Source organism: Megasphaera stantonii, from assembly GCF_025567065.1.
In the GTDB taxonomy this organism is placed as follows: Bacteria; Bacillota; Negativicutes; order Veillonellales; family Megasphaeraceae; genus Megasphaera; species Megasphaera stantonii.
This window is the reverse complement of record NZ_JAOQKD010000033.1, coordinates 1-16,932: the sequence shown is the minus strand read 5'-3', so window position 1 is coordinate 16,932 and position 16,932 is coordinate 1. Positions and strand designations below refer to the sequence as shown.

At 54.2% G+C, this 16,932-nt stretch carries 22 protein-coding genes; 3 read left to right on the top strand and 19 right to left on the bottom strand.

Annotated features, from left to right (window positions below; translation table 11 throughout):
- The first annotated feature begins 162 nt into the window (after window positions 1–162).
- A complete protein-coding gene (locus OCV58_RS11735) occupies window positions 163–1,026 on the top strand; it encodes a LysR family transcriptional regulator (RefSeq protein WP_095629829.1) in 864 nt (287 codons plus the stop codon).
- A gap of 56 nt (window positions 1,027–1,082) precedes the next feature.
- Here OCV58_RS11735 and OCV58_RS11730 read toward each other — a convergent pair whose 3' ends face one another.
- From OCV58_RS11730 to OCV58_RS11655, 16 genes are all read right to left on the bottom strand, one after another.
- The gene (locus tag OCV58_RS11730; protein WP_087477134.1) at window positions 1,083–1,598 is read right to left on the bottom strand and encodes a methylated-DNA--[protein]-cysteine S-methyltransferase; all 516 of its coding nucleotides are present in this window, start codon (window positions 1,596–1,598) and stop codon (window positions 1,083–1,085) included.
- 14 nt (window positions 1,599–1,612) lie between these two features.
- Window positions 1,613–1,864 carry a twin-arginine translocase TatA/TatE family subunit gene (locus OCV58_RS11725; protein WP_087477135.1) on the bottom strand — a complete coding sequence of 84 codons (252 nt, stop codon included), beginning with the start codon at window positions 1,862–1,864 and terminating at the stop codon, window positions 1,613–1,615.
- Window positions 1,865–1,946: 82 nt separating this feature from the next.
- Window positions 1,947–2,444 (bottom strand): cyclophilin-like fold protein, encoded by a 498-nt coding sequence (locus OCV58_RS11720; protein ID WP_154877945.1) that lies wholly within the window; start codon window positions 2,442–2,444, stop codon window positions 1,947–1,949.
- A gap of 32 nt (window positions 2,445–2,476) precedes the next feature.
- The gene (locus OCV58_RS11715; protein WP_154877944.1) at window positions 2,477–3,088 is read right to left on the bottom strand and encodes a flavodoxin; all 612 of its coding nucleotides are present in this window, start codon (window positions 3,086–3,088) and stop codon (window positions 2,477–2,479) included.
- A 12-nt stretch (window positions 3,089–3,100) separates the two neighbouring features.
- Window positions 3,101–3,622, bottom strand: coding sequence for a cupin domain-containing protein (locus tag OCV58_RS11710; protein ID WP_232818780.1), 522 nt, complete (start codon window positions 3,620–3,622; stop codon window positions 3,101–3,103).
- A 26-nt stretch (window positions 3,623–3,648) separates the two neighbouring features.
- Complete coding sequence (locus OCV58_RS11705; protein WP_154877943.1) at window positions 3,649–4,053, bottom strand: cupin domain-containing protein; 405 nt, start codon at window positions 4,051–4,053, stop codon at window positions 3,649–3,651.
- A gap of 38 nt (window positions 4,054–4,091) precedes the next feature.
- Window positions 4,092–5,117, bottom strand: a complete 1,026-nt coding sequence (locus tag OCV58_RS11700; RefSeq protein WP_154877942.1) for a DUF362 domain-containing protein — start codon at window positions 5,115–5,117, stop codon at window positions 4,092–4,094.
- 133 nt (window positions 5,118–5,250) lie between these two features.
- A complete protein-coding gene (locus tag OCV58_RS11695) occupies window positions 5,251–5,694 on the bottom strand; it encodes a carboxymuconolactone decarboxylase family protein (protein WP_267312918.1) in 444 nt (147 codons plus the stop codon).
- A 43-nt stretch (window positions 5,695–5,737) separates the two neighbouring features.
- On the bottom strand, window positions 5,738–6,391 hold the full coding sequence (locus tag OCV58_RS11690) for a flavodoxin family protein (RefSeq protein ID WP_154877941.1): 654 nt from the start codon (window positions 6,389–6,391) through the stop codon (window positions 5,738–5,740).
- Between the two features lie 14 nt (window positions 6,392–6,405).
- The gene (locus tag OCV58_RS11685; protein ID WP_154877940.1) at window positions 6,406–7,416 is read right to left on the bottom strand and encodes an aldo/keto reductase; all 1,011 of its coding nucleotides are present in this window, start codon (window positions 7,414–7,416) and stop codon (window positions 6,406–6,408) included.
- 15 nt (window positions 7,417–7,431) lie between these two features.
- Window positions 7,432–7,932, bottom strand: a complete 501-nt coding sequence (locus OCV58_RS11680) for a cyclophilin-like fold protein (RefSeq protein ID WP_198947426.1) — start codon at window positions 7,930–7,932, stop codon at window positions 7,432–7,434.
- 17 nt (window positions 7,933–7,949) lie between these two features.
- Window positions 7,950–8,309: a MerR family transcriptional regulator gene (locus tag OCV58_RS11675; RefSeq protein WP_154877939.1), complete on the bottom strand. Its 360-nt coding sequence runs from the start codon at window positions 8,307–8,309 to the stop codon at window positions 7,950–7,952.
- Between the two features lie 191 nt (window positions 8,310–8,500).
- Window positions 8,501–9,136 carry a flavodoxin family protein gene (locus tag OCV58_RS11670; protein WP_154877938.1) on the bottom strand — a complete coding sequence of 212 codons (636 nt, stop codon included), beginning with the start codon at window positions 9,134–9,136 and terminating at the stop codon, window positions 8,501–8,503.
- A 19-nt stretch (window positions 9,137–9,155) separates the two neighbouring features.
- Window positions 9,156–9,869, bottom strand: coding sequence for a carboxymuconolactone decarboxylase family protein (locus OCV58_RS11665; protein WP_107195882.1), 714 nt, complete (start codon window positions 9,867–9,869; stop codon window positions 9,156–9,158).
- Between the two features lie 24 nt (window positions 9,870–9,893).
- Window positions 9,894–10,586: a flavodoxin gene (locus OCV58_RS11660; protein ID WP_154877937.1), complete on the bottom strand. Its 693-nt coding sequence runs from the start codon at window positions 10,584–10,586 to the stop codon at window positions 9,894–9,896.
- Between the two features lie 81 nt (window positions 10,587–10,667).
- The gene (locus OCV58_RS11655; RefSeq protein WP_267312917.1) at window positions 10,668–11,903 is read right to left on the bottom strand and encodes an alpha/beta hydrolase; all 1,236 of its coding nucleotides are present in this window, start codon (window positions 11,901–11,903) and stop codon (window positions 10,668–10,670) included.
- Between the two features lie 167 nt (window positions 11,904–12,070).
- Between OCV58_RS11655 and OCV58_RS11650 the strand changes: the two genes are divergently transcribed.
- Window positions 12,071–12,499 (top strand): MerR family transcriptional regulator, encoded by a 429-nt coding sequence (locus tag OCV58_RS11650; RefSeq protein ID WP_154877936.1) that lies wholly within the window; start codon window positions 12,071–12,073, stop codon window positions 12,497–12,499.
- A 54-nt stretch (window positions 12,500–12,553) separates the two neighbouring features.
- On the opposite strand, the gene OCV58_RS11645 is transcribed toward OCV58_RS11650, so the two are convergent.
- From OCV58_RS11645 to OCV58_RS11635, 3 genes are all read right to left on the bottom strand, one after another.
- The gene (locus OCV58_RS11645) at window positions 12,554–13,414 is read right to left on the bottom strand and encodes an aldo/keto reductase (protein WP_154877935.1); all 861 of its coding nucleotides are present in this window, start codon (window positions 13,412–13,414) and stop codon (window positions 12,554–12,556) included.
- 26 nt (window positions 13,415–13,440) lie between these two features.
- The gene (locus OCV58_RS11640) at window positions 13,441–14,502 is read right to left on the bottom strand and encodes an alpha/beta hydrolase (RefSeq protein WP_154877934.1); all 1,062 of its coding nucleotides are present in this window, start codon (window positions 14,500–14,502) and stop codon (window positions 13,441–13,443) included.
- Between the two features lie 91 nt (window positions 14,503–14,593).
- The gene (locus OCV58_RS11635) at window positions 14,594–15,499 is read right to left on the bottom strand and encodes a LysR family transcriptional regulator (protein WP_154877933.1); all 906 of its coding nucleotides are present in this window, start codon (window positions 15,497–15,499) and stop codon (window positions 14,594–14,596) included.
- A gap of 432 nt (window positions 15,500–15,931) precedes the next feature.
- Here OCV58_RS11635 and OCV58_RS11630 point away from each other — a divergent pair, with 432 nt between their 5' ends.
- Window positions 15,932–16,753, top strand: coding sequence for an Rpn family recombination-promoting nuclease/putative transposase (locus tag OCV58_RS11630; protein ID WP_154877932.1), 822 nt, complete (start codon window positions 15,932–15,934; stop codon window positions 16,751–16,753).
- Window positions 16,754–16,932 lie beyond the last annotated feature (179 nt).

The window sequence follows — 16,932 nt, the reverse complement described above, 5'->3', positions numbered from 1 at the left end:
CTCCTTTGTTGATGATTTCTCGCAAAACCATTTTAACATGAAGCTTCACTATGGATTTTTGTTTTTTGATTACCTGTTCAAATTCATTTTACAATTAACCTATTAAAAATATTGGTTTTATTGCCCATACATATGAAAATCATATATAAAGAGGTGCCTTATATGGACATTCGCCAACTACTTTACTTTATTACCGTCGCCGAAGAAGGCCAAATCACGGCGGCGGCTAAAAAACTGCACATGGCCCAGCCGCCCTTGAGCCAGCAGATGAAGCATCTGGAAGACGAGCTAGGCGTCGCCCTGTTCAAGCGCGGCTCCCGGCAGACGGAGCTAACCGACGCCGGAAAAATCCTGTTTCGCCGGGCCCAGCAGATCATCAACCTGTCCGATTCGACGCTGCGGGAAATCAAGGACTTCAAGGAAGGCGTCTACGGCACCTTGTCTATCGGCATGGTATCGTCGTCAGGCAGCGTCATCCTCCGCCCCTTTATGCAGCAATTTCACCGCCAGTACTGCGGCGTGCGCTTCGAGGTATACGACGGCAATACCTTCAAGATCATCGACCTCCTGACGAAGGGCCTCATCGAAATCGGCATCGTCCGCACGCCCTTCAATTACGAGCCCTTTCACTACAAATTCCTCAGCGAAGAGCCCATGGTCCTGGCCTTGACCGACGAGCTGGACTGGTGTCCCCGCCGCGATACGGTTTCCCTAAAGGAACTGGACGACAAGCCCCTCATCATTTACCGACGCTTCGACCAGCTCGTCCAGGATACGTGCGCCGCCCAAAACATGACGCCGACAATCTTCTGCCGCAGCGACGACGCCCGCACGAGCCTCCTGTGGGCCAACGCCGGATTGGGCATGGCCATCCTTCCCCAATCGGCCTTCACGCTGGCGACGCACTCGCGTCTGCACGTAAAAATCATCGACGAGCCGCGGCTCTATACGCGCCTGACCGCCATTTGGATGAAAAACCGGTATTTCTCGTCCCTGGCGGAAAAATTTATCGAAGCCTTCTCCTAACCACGACAAAAAAGCAGCCTGTCCCTTTGGCAAGCTGCTTTTTCGCATATATGCAGTTATCGGTGAAGCTGCTCCATGTCGGCCCCTTCGTGCGCTAAGAGCTGTATTTTCTTATCGATGCCGCCGGCATAGCCTGTGAGGCGGCCCTTCGCGCCGACGACGCGGTGGCACGGAATGATGATGGAAATAGGATTATGTCCGACAGCTGTTCCTACGGCCCGGGCGGACGAGGGTATCCCGCGCAGCGCTGCCGCTTCCTCGGCTATCTGGCCGTACGTCTTCGTCTGCCCATAGGGAATGTGACACAGGAGCTGCCACACGCAGCGCTGAAAGGCCGTCCCCTGAGGCGCTAAGGGCAAGGCCAGGATGGACGGCCGGCGGCCGGCAAAATATTCGTCAAGCCAGCCCTTCGCCTTAGCCAAGGTCGGCGTTTCTCCGTCGGACACATCGTCCTCGTCCAAGGACGCCAGATAATATTTCTGCCCTTTGATCCACAGTCCGGCCAGGCAGCCGTCTTTTTCCGCTAAGGTTAATTCGCCTACAGGCGACAGATACGTCGTCTTCCAATACATCGTCGTGCTCCCGTCTAGTTTGCTTCGTTCTTTCGGTCTGTCGTTTCCGCCTTGACGGCCCCTTCGGCCGCTTGCTTTGCTTCCGACGCTTCGGCTTTCACCGCGTCGGCCCCGTCTTTGACGGCGTCGCTCGTCTTATTGACTTCTTCCTTGAATTCGCGCAGGCTCGTCCCCATCGCTTTTCCCAGGCCGGCGACTTTTTTCCCGCCGAACAAGATCAAGACAATCAATAAGATAACTATCAATTCCTGTGCGCCTAAATGCATGGTGTGTCCCTCTTTCTTTATAAAAGCGTCGCCTTTATTGTATCACGGCCTGCAAAAATAAAAAAGCGCCGCCGCAAAAACTTTACAAATCTTCCGCCGCCATGGCGAAGGCTTCAAAGGCGCCGTCCATGCGCGACAGCGGCTCGATGCCGGACGTGACGTGTCCCAAGAGAACGCGGCCGTCCGACGCGTCCATATCGCGGCAGCAGATATATACCTCTTTGGCCTGGACGTCCAGGACGACGTCGCCGATGACCGGCGCTTCTACTCCGCCGCGAGTTCCTTGGAAAACGCCGTCAGGCACGCCGGCTACGACAATCCGCTCGGGCTTCCGCTCCAGCTGGATGGACAAGGGCTGCCGTTCGGCAAATTCCATCGCCGCTTCTTCGTCGAGCAAGCCGACACGGGCCCGGCCTCCTTCAAAGGCCACGTCTATTTGACGGGCATAGGCCGGCTGGATCGGCGCAATGACGACGACTTGCTCTTCCGTCGCGTCGGCCCTGCCCGGCCCAAAAGCACAGAAGGCGGAAACGACGACGGCCGCTCCGATGATTCCGCTCAATAAAGCTATTCCTTTCATCGTTTCCCCTCCATTTCTATGCGCTCATCTGCTTATTGCACGGCGTGAATATCCTTAAGCCATTTCGACACGGCTGCCGGGTCGGACGAATCGCTGCCCCGCACGAGCTGCGCCCCTGCCGCCGATTTCTGCGCATCGGCCATACTGCCGCTGATAGGCGTGCCGCCAGTCGTGCAGAAGGGAACGACAGTCTTGCCCTGGAAATTGTAGCTTTCCAGGAAGGTGTACACGAACATCGGCGCCTTGCCCCACCAAATCGGGTAGCCGACGAACACGACGTCGTACTGATCCATGTTGTCTACCGTATTGGCGACAGCCGGACGGGCGTTTTCATTCATTTCCTTCTTGGCAATATCGACGCATTCGCGGTAATCGCCGGGATATGGCGTCTGCGGCTGGATAAAGAAGATATCGGCGCCCGTTTCCCGCTGAATCTGTTCGGCAACGGCTTTTGTATTGCCGCTCCACGAATAGTAGGCTACGAGGACCTTCTTGCCCTGCAGGCCGCCGTCTATCGTATCAGCAATAGCTCCCGCCTTCGCCTGGGGAGCCGCCGCGCTGGCCGAGCCGCTTTTCGACGCGCCGCAGCCGACGAGCATCAGGGCCGCAAAGACCGTTACTATCATCATAACTAATTTTTTCATCCTATCTCACTCCTATTTCAGCTGACGATACTGGGCGTCGTCTACAGCTTCAAGCCATTCGTTAGACGCGCCTTCAGCCGGCACAGCGATGGCAATGTGGGCAAACCAGCTGTCCGGAGCTGCGCCGTGCCAGTGCTTCACTTCCGGCGGAATGTTGACGACATCGCCGGGATGAAGCTCCTGAGCCGGCTTGCCCCATTCCTGATAATAGCCCCGTCCCGACGTGCACAAGAGGATCTGGCCGCCCTTATGGTGGATGTGCCAGTTGTTGCGGCAGCCCGGCTCAAAGGTGACGTTGGAAATAGACAGGCCCTCTGTCGTCAGGGGATTTAAATAGCTCTGGCCGATGAAATACTGGGCGTAGGCGTCGTTGGATTTGCCGAGGCCGAACATACCTGCGCCGGCTTCGGCTTCGGACATGGCGGCGCGTTGAACCGGCTGAACCGTATCGGCAGCCATGCTCTGTGAAGGGCTCGCAGCCGCAAAGGACAGAGCCGCCAGCGTCGTCATGAGAAAAGGCATTATCTTTTTCATCAGTCATTCTCCTTTAGCAAAAAGTATTATTTTAACTTATTGTATGCTTCGGCATCGACAGGTTCGCACCATTCGTTGGACGCCCCTTCTGCCGGTACTTCGATGGCCACGTGGGCAAACCAGCTGTCGGGAGCCGCACCGTGCCAGTGCTTCACTTCCGGCGGAATGTTGACGATGTCGCCGGGATGAAGTTCCTGCGGTTCCTTGCCCCATTCCTGATAGTAACCGCGGCCTGACGTGCACAAGAGAATCTGACCGCCCTTGTGGTGAATGTGCCAGTTGTTGCGGCAGCCCGGCTCAAAGGTGACGTTGGCCGTAACCAAACGATCCTTTGTCAGCAAATTCAAATAGCTCTGGCCGACAAAATACTGGGCATAGGCGTCGTTCGTCTGGCCTAAGCCGAACAGCCCTGCTTTTTCTTTTTCATCCATCGTATATCCTTCTTTCTCTGCAAACGAAATTTGCATAGTTAGTCAATAGAAATCAGCTCGTATTGGTCGTTGCCCATCTTGAGGTCGCGCATGGCCTGCAGCTGATGGAGGCCGCGGCGCGATTCGATGCGTTCCACCAAGTCATGATTCTGGCTCGACGGCAGGCCGTATACCAAGTCGACGCTGGCCTGGTCGACGGCAAGAATATCCGTCGAGGCTACGATGCCAATATCGGGGATGGTCGGCTCCGCCGCGCTGGTGCCGGCGCAGTCGCAGTCGACGGACATGCGGCGCATGACGTTGATAAACACGATGTGCTTGCCGAAATAATCGACAGTCGCCTTCGCCGAATCGGCCATGAGCTCCATGAGATGCTCCTTCGCCGGCCAGGCACCCCAGTCTTCCGGCGGCGTACCCGTCACGCCGTGAACCTGCCGCTTGCCAACCTGTCCCGACGCGCAGCCGATGGCGATATTCTTCATGGAGCCGCCGAAGCCGCCCATGGCGTGGCCCTTGAAGTGGGTCAGAACGACCATGGAGTCGTAGTTTACGATGTGGCCGCCCATGGCGACTTCTTTCAAATGCTTGCCGCCGCGGACGGGCAGATTGACGTCGCCGAATTCGTCCATAATATCGACGGGACAGAAAGTCCAGCCGTTGACTTTCAGCGTTTCCCGATGGCCTTCCGTCGTGTAGCGGTCGCCGGCATACAGCGTGTTCGTTTCGACGATCGTGCTGTCGGGAATATGAGCCATGAATTCCTTTACCATATCCCGCGGCAGGATGTTCGGGCCGTGCTTTTCGCCGGTGTGGAGCTTGACGGCTATCTTGCCGTAAATGCCTTCGTTGATCTTATCGTACAGCTGAATCAGATGGGCCGCGTCGATGTACTTCGTAAAGTATACCTTGGCCCGCGAGCCCGCCGTCGCTTTACCCGTCACGTCGGCCGCCCCGACGACGGGAGCTTGGGCCAGCAACTCTGTCAGGCCTGTACCAGATAAAGCCACGCCGGCAGCCGTCACGCCAGCCAATTTGAAGAAATCCCGTCTCGACAAATCTTTCATATAAAGTCACTCCTTTGCATATCCATCGTATATAAATGTATTGTATCTATATACTTTAATTATTTTTCATTATAAACGCTAGAGTTAACTTTATGTCAAGATATACTCTTGTAAAAAATGCCATTACTCCAGCTTATTCGGCGTATACTTCCTTTGCCATGTTGAAGGCCGCCCAGGCCTTCGGCCAGCCGACATAGAAACCGAGCTGCGTAATGATTTCTGCCATTTCTTCCTGTGTTACGCCATTTTTCTTAGCCGTCGCCAAGTGATATTTCAGCGAGCTGTCGATAACGCCTGAGCCGATAAGCGAGCACACTGTCACGATGCTGCGGTCACGAAGAGATAATTTATCGTTGCGCGACCAGACTTCACCAAATAAAATATCGTCGTTGTAACGGGCAAATTCCGGGGCAAATGTGCCGAGCTGATCCCGTCCCGCTGTCTGTACAATTTTTACTGCTTTCTTTTCCGTTTGATTTTCTGCCATTGCAATCGCTCCCATCGGTACTAATGTCGTCGTAATCATAGCTGCCGCAACGATAGCGGCAACTTTTTTCTGCATCTTCAAAAAGTTCATTTCAAGACCTCCCTATCAGGTACAGAATAATACATGTATAAGCTTATAAGCTGGCCCCCAGGCGGTAGGCCTGGTCGGGGAACTGGGACTGCTCGATGAGCGCCCTGTAGCCGCAGCCGACGGCTAATACTTGCCCGACGTCGGTCCATTCCATGTAGCGCACGAGCGTTTCATAATGGTGGACGAGGGCCTCCATCGTCCAGTCAGCGCTGTTCCATGCTGTAGCCATGAGAATGGATTTCTTGCCGTGAAGCCGTCCCGTCCGCGAATAGAAGCGGTCGACGACGGTCTTGAGCTGAGCCGACATGCCGTAATAGTACAGCGGCGTGACCAGCACGATCAAATCCATTTCCAGCATCTTCGGCATGAGCTTCTGCGAAATAGCGTCGTTAAAGATACAGTCGCCGTCCATGCCGCAGTGGTCGCAGCCCTGACAGGGATGCGTATCTTCAAAGGCCGCGTCAAAGCGGAATACATTGTGCCCTGCCGACTGGGCTCCTTCGATAAACCGGTCGGCTAATACATCCGACGTTCCCTCTCTATGAGGGCTTCCCGTCACTACGACGATATTCATAGGCTTACCTCCTCCAACGATACCGGACGCGCTTTCGGCCCGGGTCAATATATTGCCGCAGCCGCTGAGAAACAAGGTCAGGGCGCCGGCTCCGGTCCATTTCAAAAATTCCCGCCGTTCCATGCCAACCGCCTCCCTTACGTCCCAACGTTGGCCGCCAGCACCGACGGCGACGGCTTGCCTTCGTCGAGGGCGCCGACGACTTTATGGGGCAGGTAAAATTGTTCCAGCCGCGCCATGTCGTCTTCCGTCAGCGTCACGTCAAATGCGCCGGCCGCGTCGTCTAAGTAGCTCATCTTCGTCGCGCCGATAATAGGAGACGCCACGCCCTTGGCAAACTGCCAGGCCAATGCGATCTGGGTCATCGTCGCGCCGTGTTCCGCCGCGATGTCCTGCACCTGTTTGACGATGCGCGAATCCATGACCTGCGTACTGTCGTACTTTTCTACAGCGACCTTGTCGGTCTGGCTGCGCAGGGTATCAGCCTTCCACTCAGGCCGCGCCAGCCGTCCTGCCGCCAAGGGACTGTACGGCGTCAGGGATACGTTCATCTGGCTGCAGATGGGAATGAGTTCCCGTTCATCTTCGCGGTACAGCAGGCTGTAGTGATTCTGCATGGACGAGAAAGGCGTCCAGCCGTTTCGCTCCGCCGCCAGCTGTATGTTGTAAAACTGGTAGCCGTACATGGCCGACGCGCCTAAGGCCCGCACCTTACCGGCCTTGACCAGGCTGTCCAGAGCTTCCATCGTCTCTTCTATAGGCGTGCCGTAATCGAAGCGGTGAATAATGTACAAGTCGAGATACTCCGTGCCGAGACGGCGCAGGGTGCCGTCGATTTCCCGTTGTATGGCCTCCTTGGATAAATGGCCGTCGTTAAAATAGACCTTCGACGCCAGGACGACCTTGTCCCGGGCCGCGTTGCGTTTGATAGCCCGGCCCAGATACTCTTCGCTCGTGCCGGCAGAATAGCAGTTTGCCGTATCGAAAAAATTGATGCCCAAATCCAGGGCGTGCTTGATGATAGCTTCGCTGTCCTGCAGATTCAAGGTCCAGGCGTGCATCTGGCTGGCCCTGTCACCGAAGCTCATGCAACCGAGGCACAGCTTGGAAATCGTAATATCCGTATTGCCTAATTTCGTATACTCCATATGATATCCCCCTCCCTATGGATGTACCTGCTCGATATGGAGCGTGCCGCTCAGCTTCTCAATCTGGCCGGCATCTTCTTCTACATATCCTAATTCGTACAGCTCGCCGCCGTTCAGAGGCGCGTAGAACAATACGACGTCGTCCCACGGCGCGTAATAGGCTACCATGCCCACCTTCGGCTTAGCCATAGGCGTATCGGCCGTATTGAGCTTTTTCGGCGGATAGAAAATCTTTTCATTCGTGCTGTAGTTTTCCACCGCAATATCCAGAGGCAGCTGAGCACATAAGTCCTTTGCCGCCGGGCTGCCGTTCAAATGCAGGGTCAGCGTCGTTCCTTGGCTGTCCGTCACGCGGACGATCTGCTCCGCCGCCGGCGTTTGCTGTGCCGCAGCCTTTGCCTGTTCTGCCGGACGAGTGGAAGAACCCCTACTCTCCGCCGCCGAGCCGCAGGCCGTCAGCGACAGGACGGTCAGGGCAACGGCCCCGGCCATTAGATACTGCTTGACCAGTCTCATACTCTCTTTCCTCCTCGTCATAAAACTTTTTCCTTATGCTGACGGATTTGATAGCGCAGATAATCGAGCCAGTCCAATTTTTTCTGATGGAAATGGATTTCGTCGACAGCCTGCTGGCGCAGCTTGTCCAGCATCTTCAGCCTCGCTTCCCGCGTGTCGCCGCCGGACAAGAGAAGGCCCATGTACGCCTCTACCTCTTCGTTCGTAAACCCTACGTCGTGAAGGGTCATGATCAGGCTCAGCCGCTCTACATCCATATCGTCGTACTGCCATTGGCCCATAACGCATTTTACAGAGCTGCACAAGCCCAGCTTCTCGTATTCCTCCAGTACGCTCTTGGGAATGCAGTACCGTTCGCATACTTCGTCAATGGTCATCGGATCCCTCCTCTCGTCGTTCCTTTCTATGGTTCCAGTATACGTCCCGCCGGAACCATCGTCCAATACTTGTATTCTTTGTTAAGAAATACAATTCAGGCATGGTTTAACCAGCAGAGACCCTTAGGAAAAAAGAAAGGGGGCGCGGTGTCTCGGCCGCATAACTGGAGCGCCGCGCCCGTTTCGAGGCGTTACCGTATGAAGTTGGTGTATATCTGTTCTTCCCGCTTAGGCAGGGACACGCCGTTCTGCAGGGCCGTTTCCTTGCATTTCAAGAAGAAGGCCATGTTTCGAGCCAGGGTGCGCATGGTCTGCATCCCTTCGGCGTCTTGCCGCACGTCGTCAGGACAGCGGCCGTGAACCATATTCCAGTACTGCGAGGAAATAATCGGCATCTGCATGAGGCCGAAGTATTTATTCAGCTGGTCGTACGTCGCCGTCGTGCCGGCGCGGCGGGCTGAGACGACGGCTGCCGCAGGTTTCAGGTAAAAGGGCATATCTTCCCGGCGCTGCCCGGCGTAGAAGGCCCGGTCCATAAAGGACGTAATGGCTCCGCCGGCGGCGGCCCAGTGGACAGGCGAGCCGAAGACAAACCCGTCGCAGTCTCCGGCCAGCTTCAAAAATTCGTTGACCTTATCGTCGTCGAATACGCAACGGTGCAGGTCGTCGCATCGGCAGCAGCCGATGCAGCCGCGGACGGCTTGATTGCCGATCCAGAAATGCACCGCTTCTACGCCTTCCTCGCGCAATGTCTTCGCGACTTCGTCCAAGGCCGTATAGGTGCAGCCCTTTTCGTGCGGGCTGCCGTTGACTAAGATGACTTTCATATTCCGTCTCTCCTATCGTTTATTCGCCTAATACTCTTTTTGCTACCGTCATGGCGTTATCGCCTGCCGCCTTGCCGACGCGCTGTCCCAGCAGCTTCGCCATAGCTTTCAGCTGATCACCCGTCACGCCGTTATGCATAGCTACGTTCATATGAGACGCCAGCTGAGCGTTGACGTTGCCGATGCCTGCCAGCATAGATACGGTAGCCAGTTCCCGTTCGTTCCACATCAGAACCGTCCGTTCAAAAATATCTCCGAAAAGATGCTCCTTCAGAAAATCGCTGATCGTCGGGCAAAATTCATACACGTTCCCCTTGACCGGGTGGCCGACAAGCTTCGTCTGGTTCGCATCGCCAATGGCGTGACGATCTCGGTTCGGATCGACTGGGTCGGCGTCAGGCCCCATCGTATCGGTAATGCCGCGAGCCTTTCGTTCTTCCAGCACCGTCATGAGCGTATTCAGTCCGTTCAAGCTGCGGGGAAATCCGGCATAAGCATAGAGCTGTACCAGCAGTTCCTTTTCTTCGTTGACCGTCAGGCCATTGTTTAATCCGTCAGCCAAAGCAGTCTTCAAGCTTTCCAAATCGCCTTGGGCAGCAAAGGCCGATATGACGACGATCGACTCCTGCCGAGGCGACAGCACCTTATCCTCCGCCGGAGCTGCCGCGAAAGCCGCGCCGCCGACAGTCATCAGGACGAACAGGGACATTAAGAAAAGCAATCGTTGTTTCATACTCCTTCGCTCCCATCTGCACAATTATTTATATCCCAAATTTCCTAACCAGGCGTAAATAGGCGACGTCGACGCAATATCCGTGCGGTATACAGCAAAGGCGCTGCTGCCGAATTGCGCGCCCGGCTCGGCTGCCTGCAGGCGTTCCACCGTTCCCGTCAGCCCGCTGCCGCCGTGCGTCGCAAAGACGTATACCTGCTTGCCGGACAAATCGTAATTGTCCAGGAAGGTGTACACCGGCATAGGCGCGTCGTACCACCAAATAGGATAGCCCAAGAAAATCGTGTCGTACCGGCTCAAATCGCCGATAGTATCCTTAATGGCCGGATGAACACCTTGCTCCCGTTCGCTCTTCGCCTGGTCGGTCAGGGCGTCGTGATCCGTCGGATAATCGACTTGCCGTTCGATACGGAATATATCGGCTCCCGTCTTATCCTGAATCACCTGGGCCACGTACTGCGTCGAACCTTGTACGTCGTACTTCTGCGCCGTTTCTGGCTCGGAGAAATACACGACGGCAACGCGGCTTTGACCGTTGGATTTCGCTTCCGGCACGGCGGCTCCCTTGATGGACGCCGAGGCGTCGGCGTCGACGGCAATCCCTCTCGACTGCGGAGCCGAAGCCGTTTCAGCTTCCTTCTGCGGCGTTGCGCAGGCCGTGACGGTAATCGCCGTTAAGGCGGATACGATAAGCGCTGCTAATTTTTTTCTGTTCATAAGACATATCCTCCCTTATTGCTGCTGTTCGCCGTGATGACGGCCTTACTGCACAAGGCGGCCGCCCCACGACGCATGTATTCATAATATCGCGCCGTTCGTCGCAATGTCAACACGCTGCGTTCTGTCTTCTTGCTGCAGATGGGCGTTAAAAAACTTCATCAGCTTCTGAGAAATAATATCGACGTATTCCGGTACCCAGTAGGTCTGGATATGCGTCGCTCCCGGCACGAGGAACAACTCTTTATCCTTCGTCCCCGTCGCCTTGGAAAACGCGTCCTGCGTCATGTACAGCGAGTCGGCCTTTTCCCCGGCAATCATGAGCAAGGGCTGATGAATCAAATCCATGTTATGCGATGCGTCGAAGGCCGTCAAATCCATCAAACTGCTGACCGTATAGGTAAAGGTCGAATTGGGATGGGCGTAATTGACGCCGTAGTAATAATAGCCTTCATGGTATAAATCAAAGGGCAGCTTGTCGGCCTGTTCCGGCGTAAGGACTTTTTCCGTCCGCGGCGTATAGTCGATTTGTCCCGTCGTCACTTCTTTCTGACGGGCCGCCGCAGCCTGGGCGATGGTCTTCTGCGCTACGGCCGGGTCAGGGGTCGTCGCGCCGTAGCCGTCCTTACGGACGATGCCGCTGTTGAACATGCTCAGCGTCGCCACGGCCTTGACGCGCGGGTCTGTCTGGACGGCCTTCAGCGTATAGCCGCCGCCTCCGCAAATGCCCAGCGCGCCGATGCGGCTTTCATCTACGCCGGGATAGAGGGAAATAATGTCGACCATGCCGTGAATATCTTCGACGCGGTACTGGGGCTTATCGGTATGGCGGGGATATCCGCCGCTGGCTCCCTGGTAGGACGCGTCGGCGGCAATCGTGATATATCCCTGTTCAGCCAGCAGCTGGGCGTACAGGCCGGCGACCTGTTCCTTCGTGCCGCCGTTCGGATGGGCGACGACGACGGCTGCATAAGATGTATTGGGGTCGTAGTTCGCCGGCGTATAAACGTTAGCGGCGATCTGAATGCCGTTCAGGTCATACGTAATAGGATGAATATTGACCTGGCCCGGCACATTTTCCTTAATAGCCCCGTCGTAGACAAGGCCGTACGGATTGCCCTTGTATTTGACGACATCTTCTACCGGCACATTGGCAAAGGTCTTCGCCTGGCCGCTTTGCTCGTTAAATACAGGTAAACGACGCGTGCCGATAGTCGGTACGGCGTTCGCCGCCGCGGCATAAGCCGGCGTAAAGCCGACGCCCATCGCGGCCGTTCCCAGTAAAGCGCACAGCAATGCTTTTTTATACGTTTTCATAATACATGCCTCCCGATACTTTAGATTTTCTATGGTTATAAGTCTCGCAGCGAAAGAAATGTACGTTGCCAATATCTCTCGCCTTTGATATAATCAGTTTAAAACTTCAAGTCAACTTGATGTCAATAGGAAATGCAATGATGTTACGATAAACGAGGTGACATTTCATGGAATACACCATCGGCGAATTAGCGCAGAAAATGAATATTTCCACACCGACGCTCCGCTATTACGAAGACCAGGGCTTGTTGCGCCATATCAAGCGTCTGCCCAACGGCCGCCGCGTCTACACGCAGAAAGACGTCGTCATGCTCAACACCATCGAATGCCTGAAAAAGGCCGGCATGAGCCTCCAGGACATCAGCCAGTACATCGACTGGTGTGAAGAAGGCTTCCCGTCCGTCCAAAAACGCTACGAACTATTCGTCCGCAAGCAGGAAGAAATAGAGCAGCAAATCGCCGACTTGCAGAAAATCCTGGCAACGCTGCGGTGGAAACGCAATTTCTACCAAAAAGCCCTAGAGTCAGGCGAGCTTACCATCTGCGACGCCGACAGAGAAAAAATAGCTGAGGCCATCATCGACGGCGCCCTTTAATAGATCACAGCAGACCCTGCCTTGCGGCAAGGCTTTTTTTCTGCCGTTCCGCCCCTACTTCCGCAGCTTCCGGGCCTTTACCATGTCATAAAACCATTCGACCATCTTCGGGTCGTAGTGAGAGAAAAACAGGCTTTCCTTTTCATCCAGTCCTTCGAGCTCCTTCATTTCGTTGTCCGATAAAGAAAAATCGAAAATATCGAGATTTTGGGCCATGCGCTCCTTATGGACCGACTTGGGAATGACGACGATATCCTTCTGCAGGAGGAAGCGCAGCGCCGCCTGGGCTGCCGTCTTGTGGTGAGCCGCGCCGGTGCGCTGCAGCACAGGATGGGCAAAGAAATCCTTGCGGCCTTCGGCAAAGGGACCCCAGGATTCGTGAACGACGCCGTACTTGTCCATAATAGCGTGCAGCTCCGCTTGCTGATGGAATACGTGCGTTTCTACCTGATTCACTGCCGGCATGACTTCCACATTATGGCACAAGTCGATAAGGCGGTCGGCAAAGAAATTCGATACGCCGATAGCCCGCAGCTTGCCGGCCTTATACGCCTCTTCCATGGCCCGGTACGTTCCGTAATAGTCGCCGAAGGGCTGATGAATCAGCATGAGATCGATATAATCAGTCTGGAGACGGCGCAGGGAATCGTCAATCGACGCCTTCGCCTTTTCGTATCCGGCATTGGCAATCCAGATTTTCGTCGTCAAAAAGATGTCGCCGCGCACGACGCCGGACTGCCGCAGCCCTTGCCCTACTTCGTATTCATTGTCATAGGACTGCGCCGTATCGATGAGTCGGTACCCTGCATGCAGGGCGTCTTCGACGCAGCGCACGCATTCGTCCGGCGAAACCTGATAGACGCCGTAGCCGACGGCAGGCATTTCTACGCCGTTATTTAAGGTAATATAGTTCATACTCTCTCGCTCCTTATCAATCCATATTAATCAAAATGTTTTTCTTTCATCCACCGTTCCATGACATCGGCGACGTCCCGGTTATTTAAATCCGACATGAGAAAATGCGTGTTGCCGTATATCCCTATATCGGGCAAATAGATAAGCGTCGCGTCGCCGCCGCAGCGGTTCACCGCGTCGACCCAGGCCTTGGCAAGGTTTAAGCGCACCCGCCAGTTGTCCAATCCCCAGACAGGCGTCTGCTCTACCGGGATATTGCCGCCGTACAGCACCAGCACGGGAATTCGGGTCAGCTTCATGAAGTCGTCCATCGGAACGCCTACGCCGGCCGCCGGAAAGGGGCTCGTCGTCTCCTCTACGGGAGGAACCTGCCCTTCGGGAAAGAAAAATGTCCCCGGCTCGAGGGCGATAATTCCTTTGACATGGCTGCTCTTTATGGCCGTACGCCAGCCCGGCCCGCCTCCCTGAGAATGGGTGATACACACGCCGTCGCCGGCTTTGTCAAACACAGCTTTCATGGCGTCGCTGATAACGGCTTCGTCATAGGCTCCCGTATCGGGCGTCATTTGCCGGAAAAACTGATCCCGCCACGCCGCATCATCCCTGACCTGGACATTGTCAAATTTCTGCGGCCACTGGCCAATACGGAAATTGTTGTACCACAGCTGGTCGTCAGGCACAGCGCCGATAGCCTGCGGCTCCGTCGACCGGCCGGCTCTGCCGCGCCGCGGCTGGTCTGCAATATATGTCTTATAGCCTTTTTCTAAAAAAATATTTTGAAATCCGTCGCGACCATCAGGCGTCGTTTCCCAGGTCTTGCCGGACTGGCCGTACCCGTGCAGGAAAACCAGCGCCGTATTGTGGGCCTGAGCCGGTATCTGATAAAACACGTAGGCGTGGTCGCCGTGCAGCGTCTGTCCAGCCCGATTCAGCGGATTGGTATTGCCGCCGTAGGCTCCCGGAGCTGTGACGACCGTTCCGCCGGCCATAAAGCTGCCCTGGTCTGCGATCGTCACCGGCTTCATGGCAGAAGCAGGACTTGCCGCCATCGCTGCCATGACGGCGGCTGTAATCCATATTGATTTCATCGGTATCAACCTCCCCTCCTGATATTTATAGTATAAAAAAACCGGGACTCCCACAGAAGTCTCGGTTAGTTTTACCGTATAAACGATTGGTTTATACAGGCGTCTTCACAATATGAGTGACAGCGTCTAAAAAACGCTGCGTCGTGTCGTTTGGCTTCGGGCTGTGCACAATACAATAGGGCATGCTGCCGGCCTCGTCGATGGAAATAATCTTCAGCAGCGGATGCACGGCCTTCCAGAAGGGAAAGGCGATGAGCACGGCATGGCCGTTTTCACAGGCATTAAATACCTGGGCGTTATAAAAATCAAAGGTCTGAATGTGAATATCAGGATAGTCCCGTTCAATCGTCTGCCGCAGCGCGTCCATCGTCGTAGACCAGCCGGGCTTGATCATGTACAGCGTCTCGCCAGCCAAATCAGACCAGCATAGCCGTTCCTTCCTCGCTAAGGGATGATCCAGGCTGACGGCGCCGCAAACCGGCACGTCTGCAATCTCGATAGTCCGGCAATAGGGATGATAGGCCAGCATGCCCTCGTCAAACACGCCGGCGACGATATCGATGCGCTCGCCCAGATTCCGCAAAATCTCCCTGGCGTTTTCCGGCGTGTTGTCAAAGGGCACGACCTGAAATTTGACGTCGGGAATCTGCTTATATATGCGCGGCCATAGCTCCAGCAAAATGTCGACAGGCGTCATGAGGGACGTGCCAATGCGGATGCAGGGGCCTTCCTGACGCGCCATGACGCGGGCCCGGTCCAGCGCGCCGTCAGAATACTTCCGCATATATAGGGCATCCTTGTACAGCGACTTGCCCGCTTCCGTCAGCGTTAAACCCCGATGCGTCCGCACAAACAGGCGAAGCCTTACCTCCTGTTCCAGGCTGTTGATCTGCTTAATCACGGCGGGAGCCGAAATAAACAACTCCTCCGCCGCTTTATTGAAGCTGCCCGCTTCAGCGACGCACACAAACGTATCTAATAAGGGATTATACAGCATGATACCTTACATCCTTTTGTCAAAACCTCAAAAACCTAATCCGTATAGGTTTTATTATATCATACTTTTCGTCACAGAACCCATACAGAAATACAGCGCCGTACCAGTACTGCACGACACGGAAAAATATAACAACGCCATAAAGCATGATATGAAGTAAAAATGAAGGTGTCCCACTTAGATTACAACGTTCCCCCTAAAACAGGGAAAACGCATAGCGAAGAATCGGACAGAGTTTCTTGTCCCGATACGGAGAAGGCCGTTGGCCTATAGGACGACGTTGGGAAACAGGAATCATTTGCTGTAATCCAGTATAAGATGCCTGCGCGTGCAGGCATCTTTATTTTATTTGCGTATTCCTATTAGGCATACGTTGTTTATTGCCAAGGCGTACACTTGTTTGGTATAATCCAAGTAGAAGAAGACGATGCCGTGAAGCGGATCAAAGATTGGGAAGAACTGACTATACAGGATAACTTTTTATTTCAAAAGGTCATGCGCAACAAGCGATTGTGTCAGTATTTAATCAAAAAGATTCTGCAAATCAAGATAGCTGACATTACCTATCCTGATACGGAGAAAACCATTGATATTCGGCTGGACAGCAAAAGCATACGCTTGGATGTCTATGTCAAAGACAACACGGGACAGGTATTCGACATCGAAATGCAGTGCACCAATGAAAAGGAAAACGGCCTCGCCAAGCGGACGCGGTATTATCAGGCTATGATTGATATGGACGTTCTGGAAAAGGGCGACGATTACAGTAAGCTGAACCCAGCGTATATTATATTTATCTGTACGTTTGACGCTTTTGATCAGGGATTGCCGATGTACACGTTCAGAAATCGTTGCGTAGAGCAAGAGGGCATAGAACTGAATGACGAGGCGACGAAAATATTTCTAAATAGTAAGGGCGACAGTCCAACCCTTGACCCAGACGTGCGGGCATTTTTGCGGTACGTAGACGGCAAGGCGGCCGAAGGTGTGTTTGTGCAGGAAGTGGATAAGGAAGTACGGCGTGTGAAACAGCACGATGAAACGAGGCGAGAGTATATGACGCTAGCGATGGAATTAAAGAGAATGTTTGCCGAAGGCGAGAAAACAGGAGAAGAAAAGGGGGCAAAAAAGAAAGAAACGATGATGATATTGGCGATGCTGCAAGATGGCGTTGCGAAAGAAGCCATAGCAAAGTACGCGAAAGTATCTGTAGAATATATCACCGAATTAGGAAAAAAGAATCACTTATTGTAATACCATATAATAAAATATATGCATTTTGGGCGACTTATGATGTATATTTACACATATGAAAATTAAGTAACATAAACGGGGCTATCACATAAAGAGAGCCTGTGAAAAAATCTCTGTAAACATAGATCTTCTATGATACTCGGTAAGCTGAAAGCGAATTTGAGAACTTTCAGCTCATG

Coding starts and splice junctions, on each gene's coding strand:
- OCV58_RS11725 (WP_087477135.1), bottom strand. CDS start 1,864: ATGCATTTAGGCGCACAGGAATTGATAGTTATCTTATTGATTGTCTTG.
- OCV58_RS11685 (WP_154877940.1), bottom strand. CDS start 7,416: ATGGAGTATACGAAATTAGGCAATACGGATATTACGATTTCCAAGCTG.
- OCV58_RS11730 (WP_087477134.1), bottom strand. CDS start 1,598: ATGTATTGGAAGACGACGTATCTGTCGCCTGTAGGCGAATTAACCTTA.
- OCV58_RS11700 (WP_154877942.1), bottom strand. CDS start 5,117: ATGAAAGATTTGTCGAGACGGGATTTCTTCAAATTGGCTGGCGTGACG.
- OCV58_RS11705 (WP_154877943.1), bottom strand. CDS start 4,053: ATGGATGAAAAAGAAAAAGCAGGGCTGTTCGGCTTAGGCCAGACGAAC.
- OCV58_RS11680 (WP_198947426.1), bottom strand. CDS start 7,932: ATGAGACTGGTCAAGCAGTATCTAATGGCCGGGGCCGTTGCCCTGACC.
- OCV58_RS11715 (WP_154877944.1), bottom strand. CDS start 3,088: ATGAAAAAATTAGTTATGATGATAGTAACGGTCTTTGCGGCCCTGATG.
- OCV58_RS11695 (WP_267312918.1), bottom strand. CDS start 5,694: ATGAACTTTTTGAAGATGCAGAAAAAAGTTGCCGCTATCGTTGCGGCA.
- OCV58_RS11670 (WP_154877938.1), bottom strand. CDS start 9,136: ATGAAAGTCATCTTAGTCAACGGCAGCCCGCACGAAAAGGGCTGCACC.
- OCV58_RS11660 (WP_154877937.1), bottom strand. CDS start 10,586: ATGAACAGAAAAAAATTAGCAGCGCTTATCGTATCCGCCTTAACGGCG.
- OCV58_RS11735 (WP_095629829.1), top strand. CDS start 163: ATGGACATTCGCCAACTACTTTACTTTATTACCGTCGCCGAAGAAGGC.
- OCV58_RS11710 (WP_232818780.1), bottom strand. CDS start 3,622: ATGAAAAAGATAATGCCTTTTCTCATGACGACGCTGGCGGCTCTGTCC.
- OCV58_RS11665 (WP_107195882.1), bottom strand. CDS start 9,869: ATGAAACAACGATTGCTTTTCTTAATGTCCCTGTTCGTCCTGATGACT.
- OCV58_RS11650 (WP_154877936.1), top strand. CDS start 12,071: ATGGAATACACCATCGGCGAATTAGCGCAGAAAATGAATATTTCCACA.
- OCV58_RS11640 (WP_154877934.1), bottom strand. CDS start 14,502: ATGAAATCAATATGGATTACAGCCGCCGTCATGGCAGCGATGGCGGCA.
- OCV58_RS11690 (WP_154877941.1), bottom strand. CDS start 6,391: ATGGAACGGCGGGAATTTTTGAAATGGACCGGAGCCGGCGCCCTGACC.
- OCV58_RS11720 (WP_154877945.1), bottom strand. CDS start 2,444: ATGAAAGGAATAGCTTTATTGAGCGGAATCATCGGAGCGGCCGTCGTC.
- OCV58_RS11655 (WP_267312917.1), bottom strand. CDS start 11,903: ATGAAAACGTATAAAAAAGCATTGCTGTGCGCTTTACTGGGAACGGCC.
- OCV58_RS11675 (WP_154877939.1), bottom strand. CDS start 8,309: ATGACCATTGACGAAGTATGCGAACGGTACTGCATTCCCAAGAGCGTA.
- OCV58_RS11645 (WP_154877935.1), bottom strand. CDS start 13,414: ATGAACTATATTACCTTAAATAACGGCGTAGAAATGCCTGCCGTCGGC.
- OCV58_RS11635 (WP_154877933.1), bottom strand. CDS start 15,499: ATGCTGTATAATCCCTTATTAGATACGTTTGTGTGCGTCGCTGAAGCG.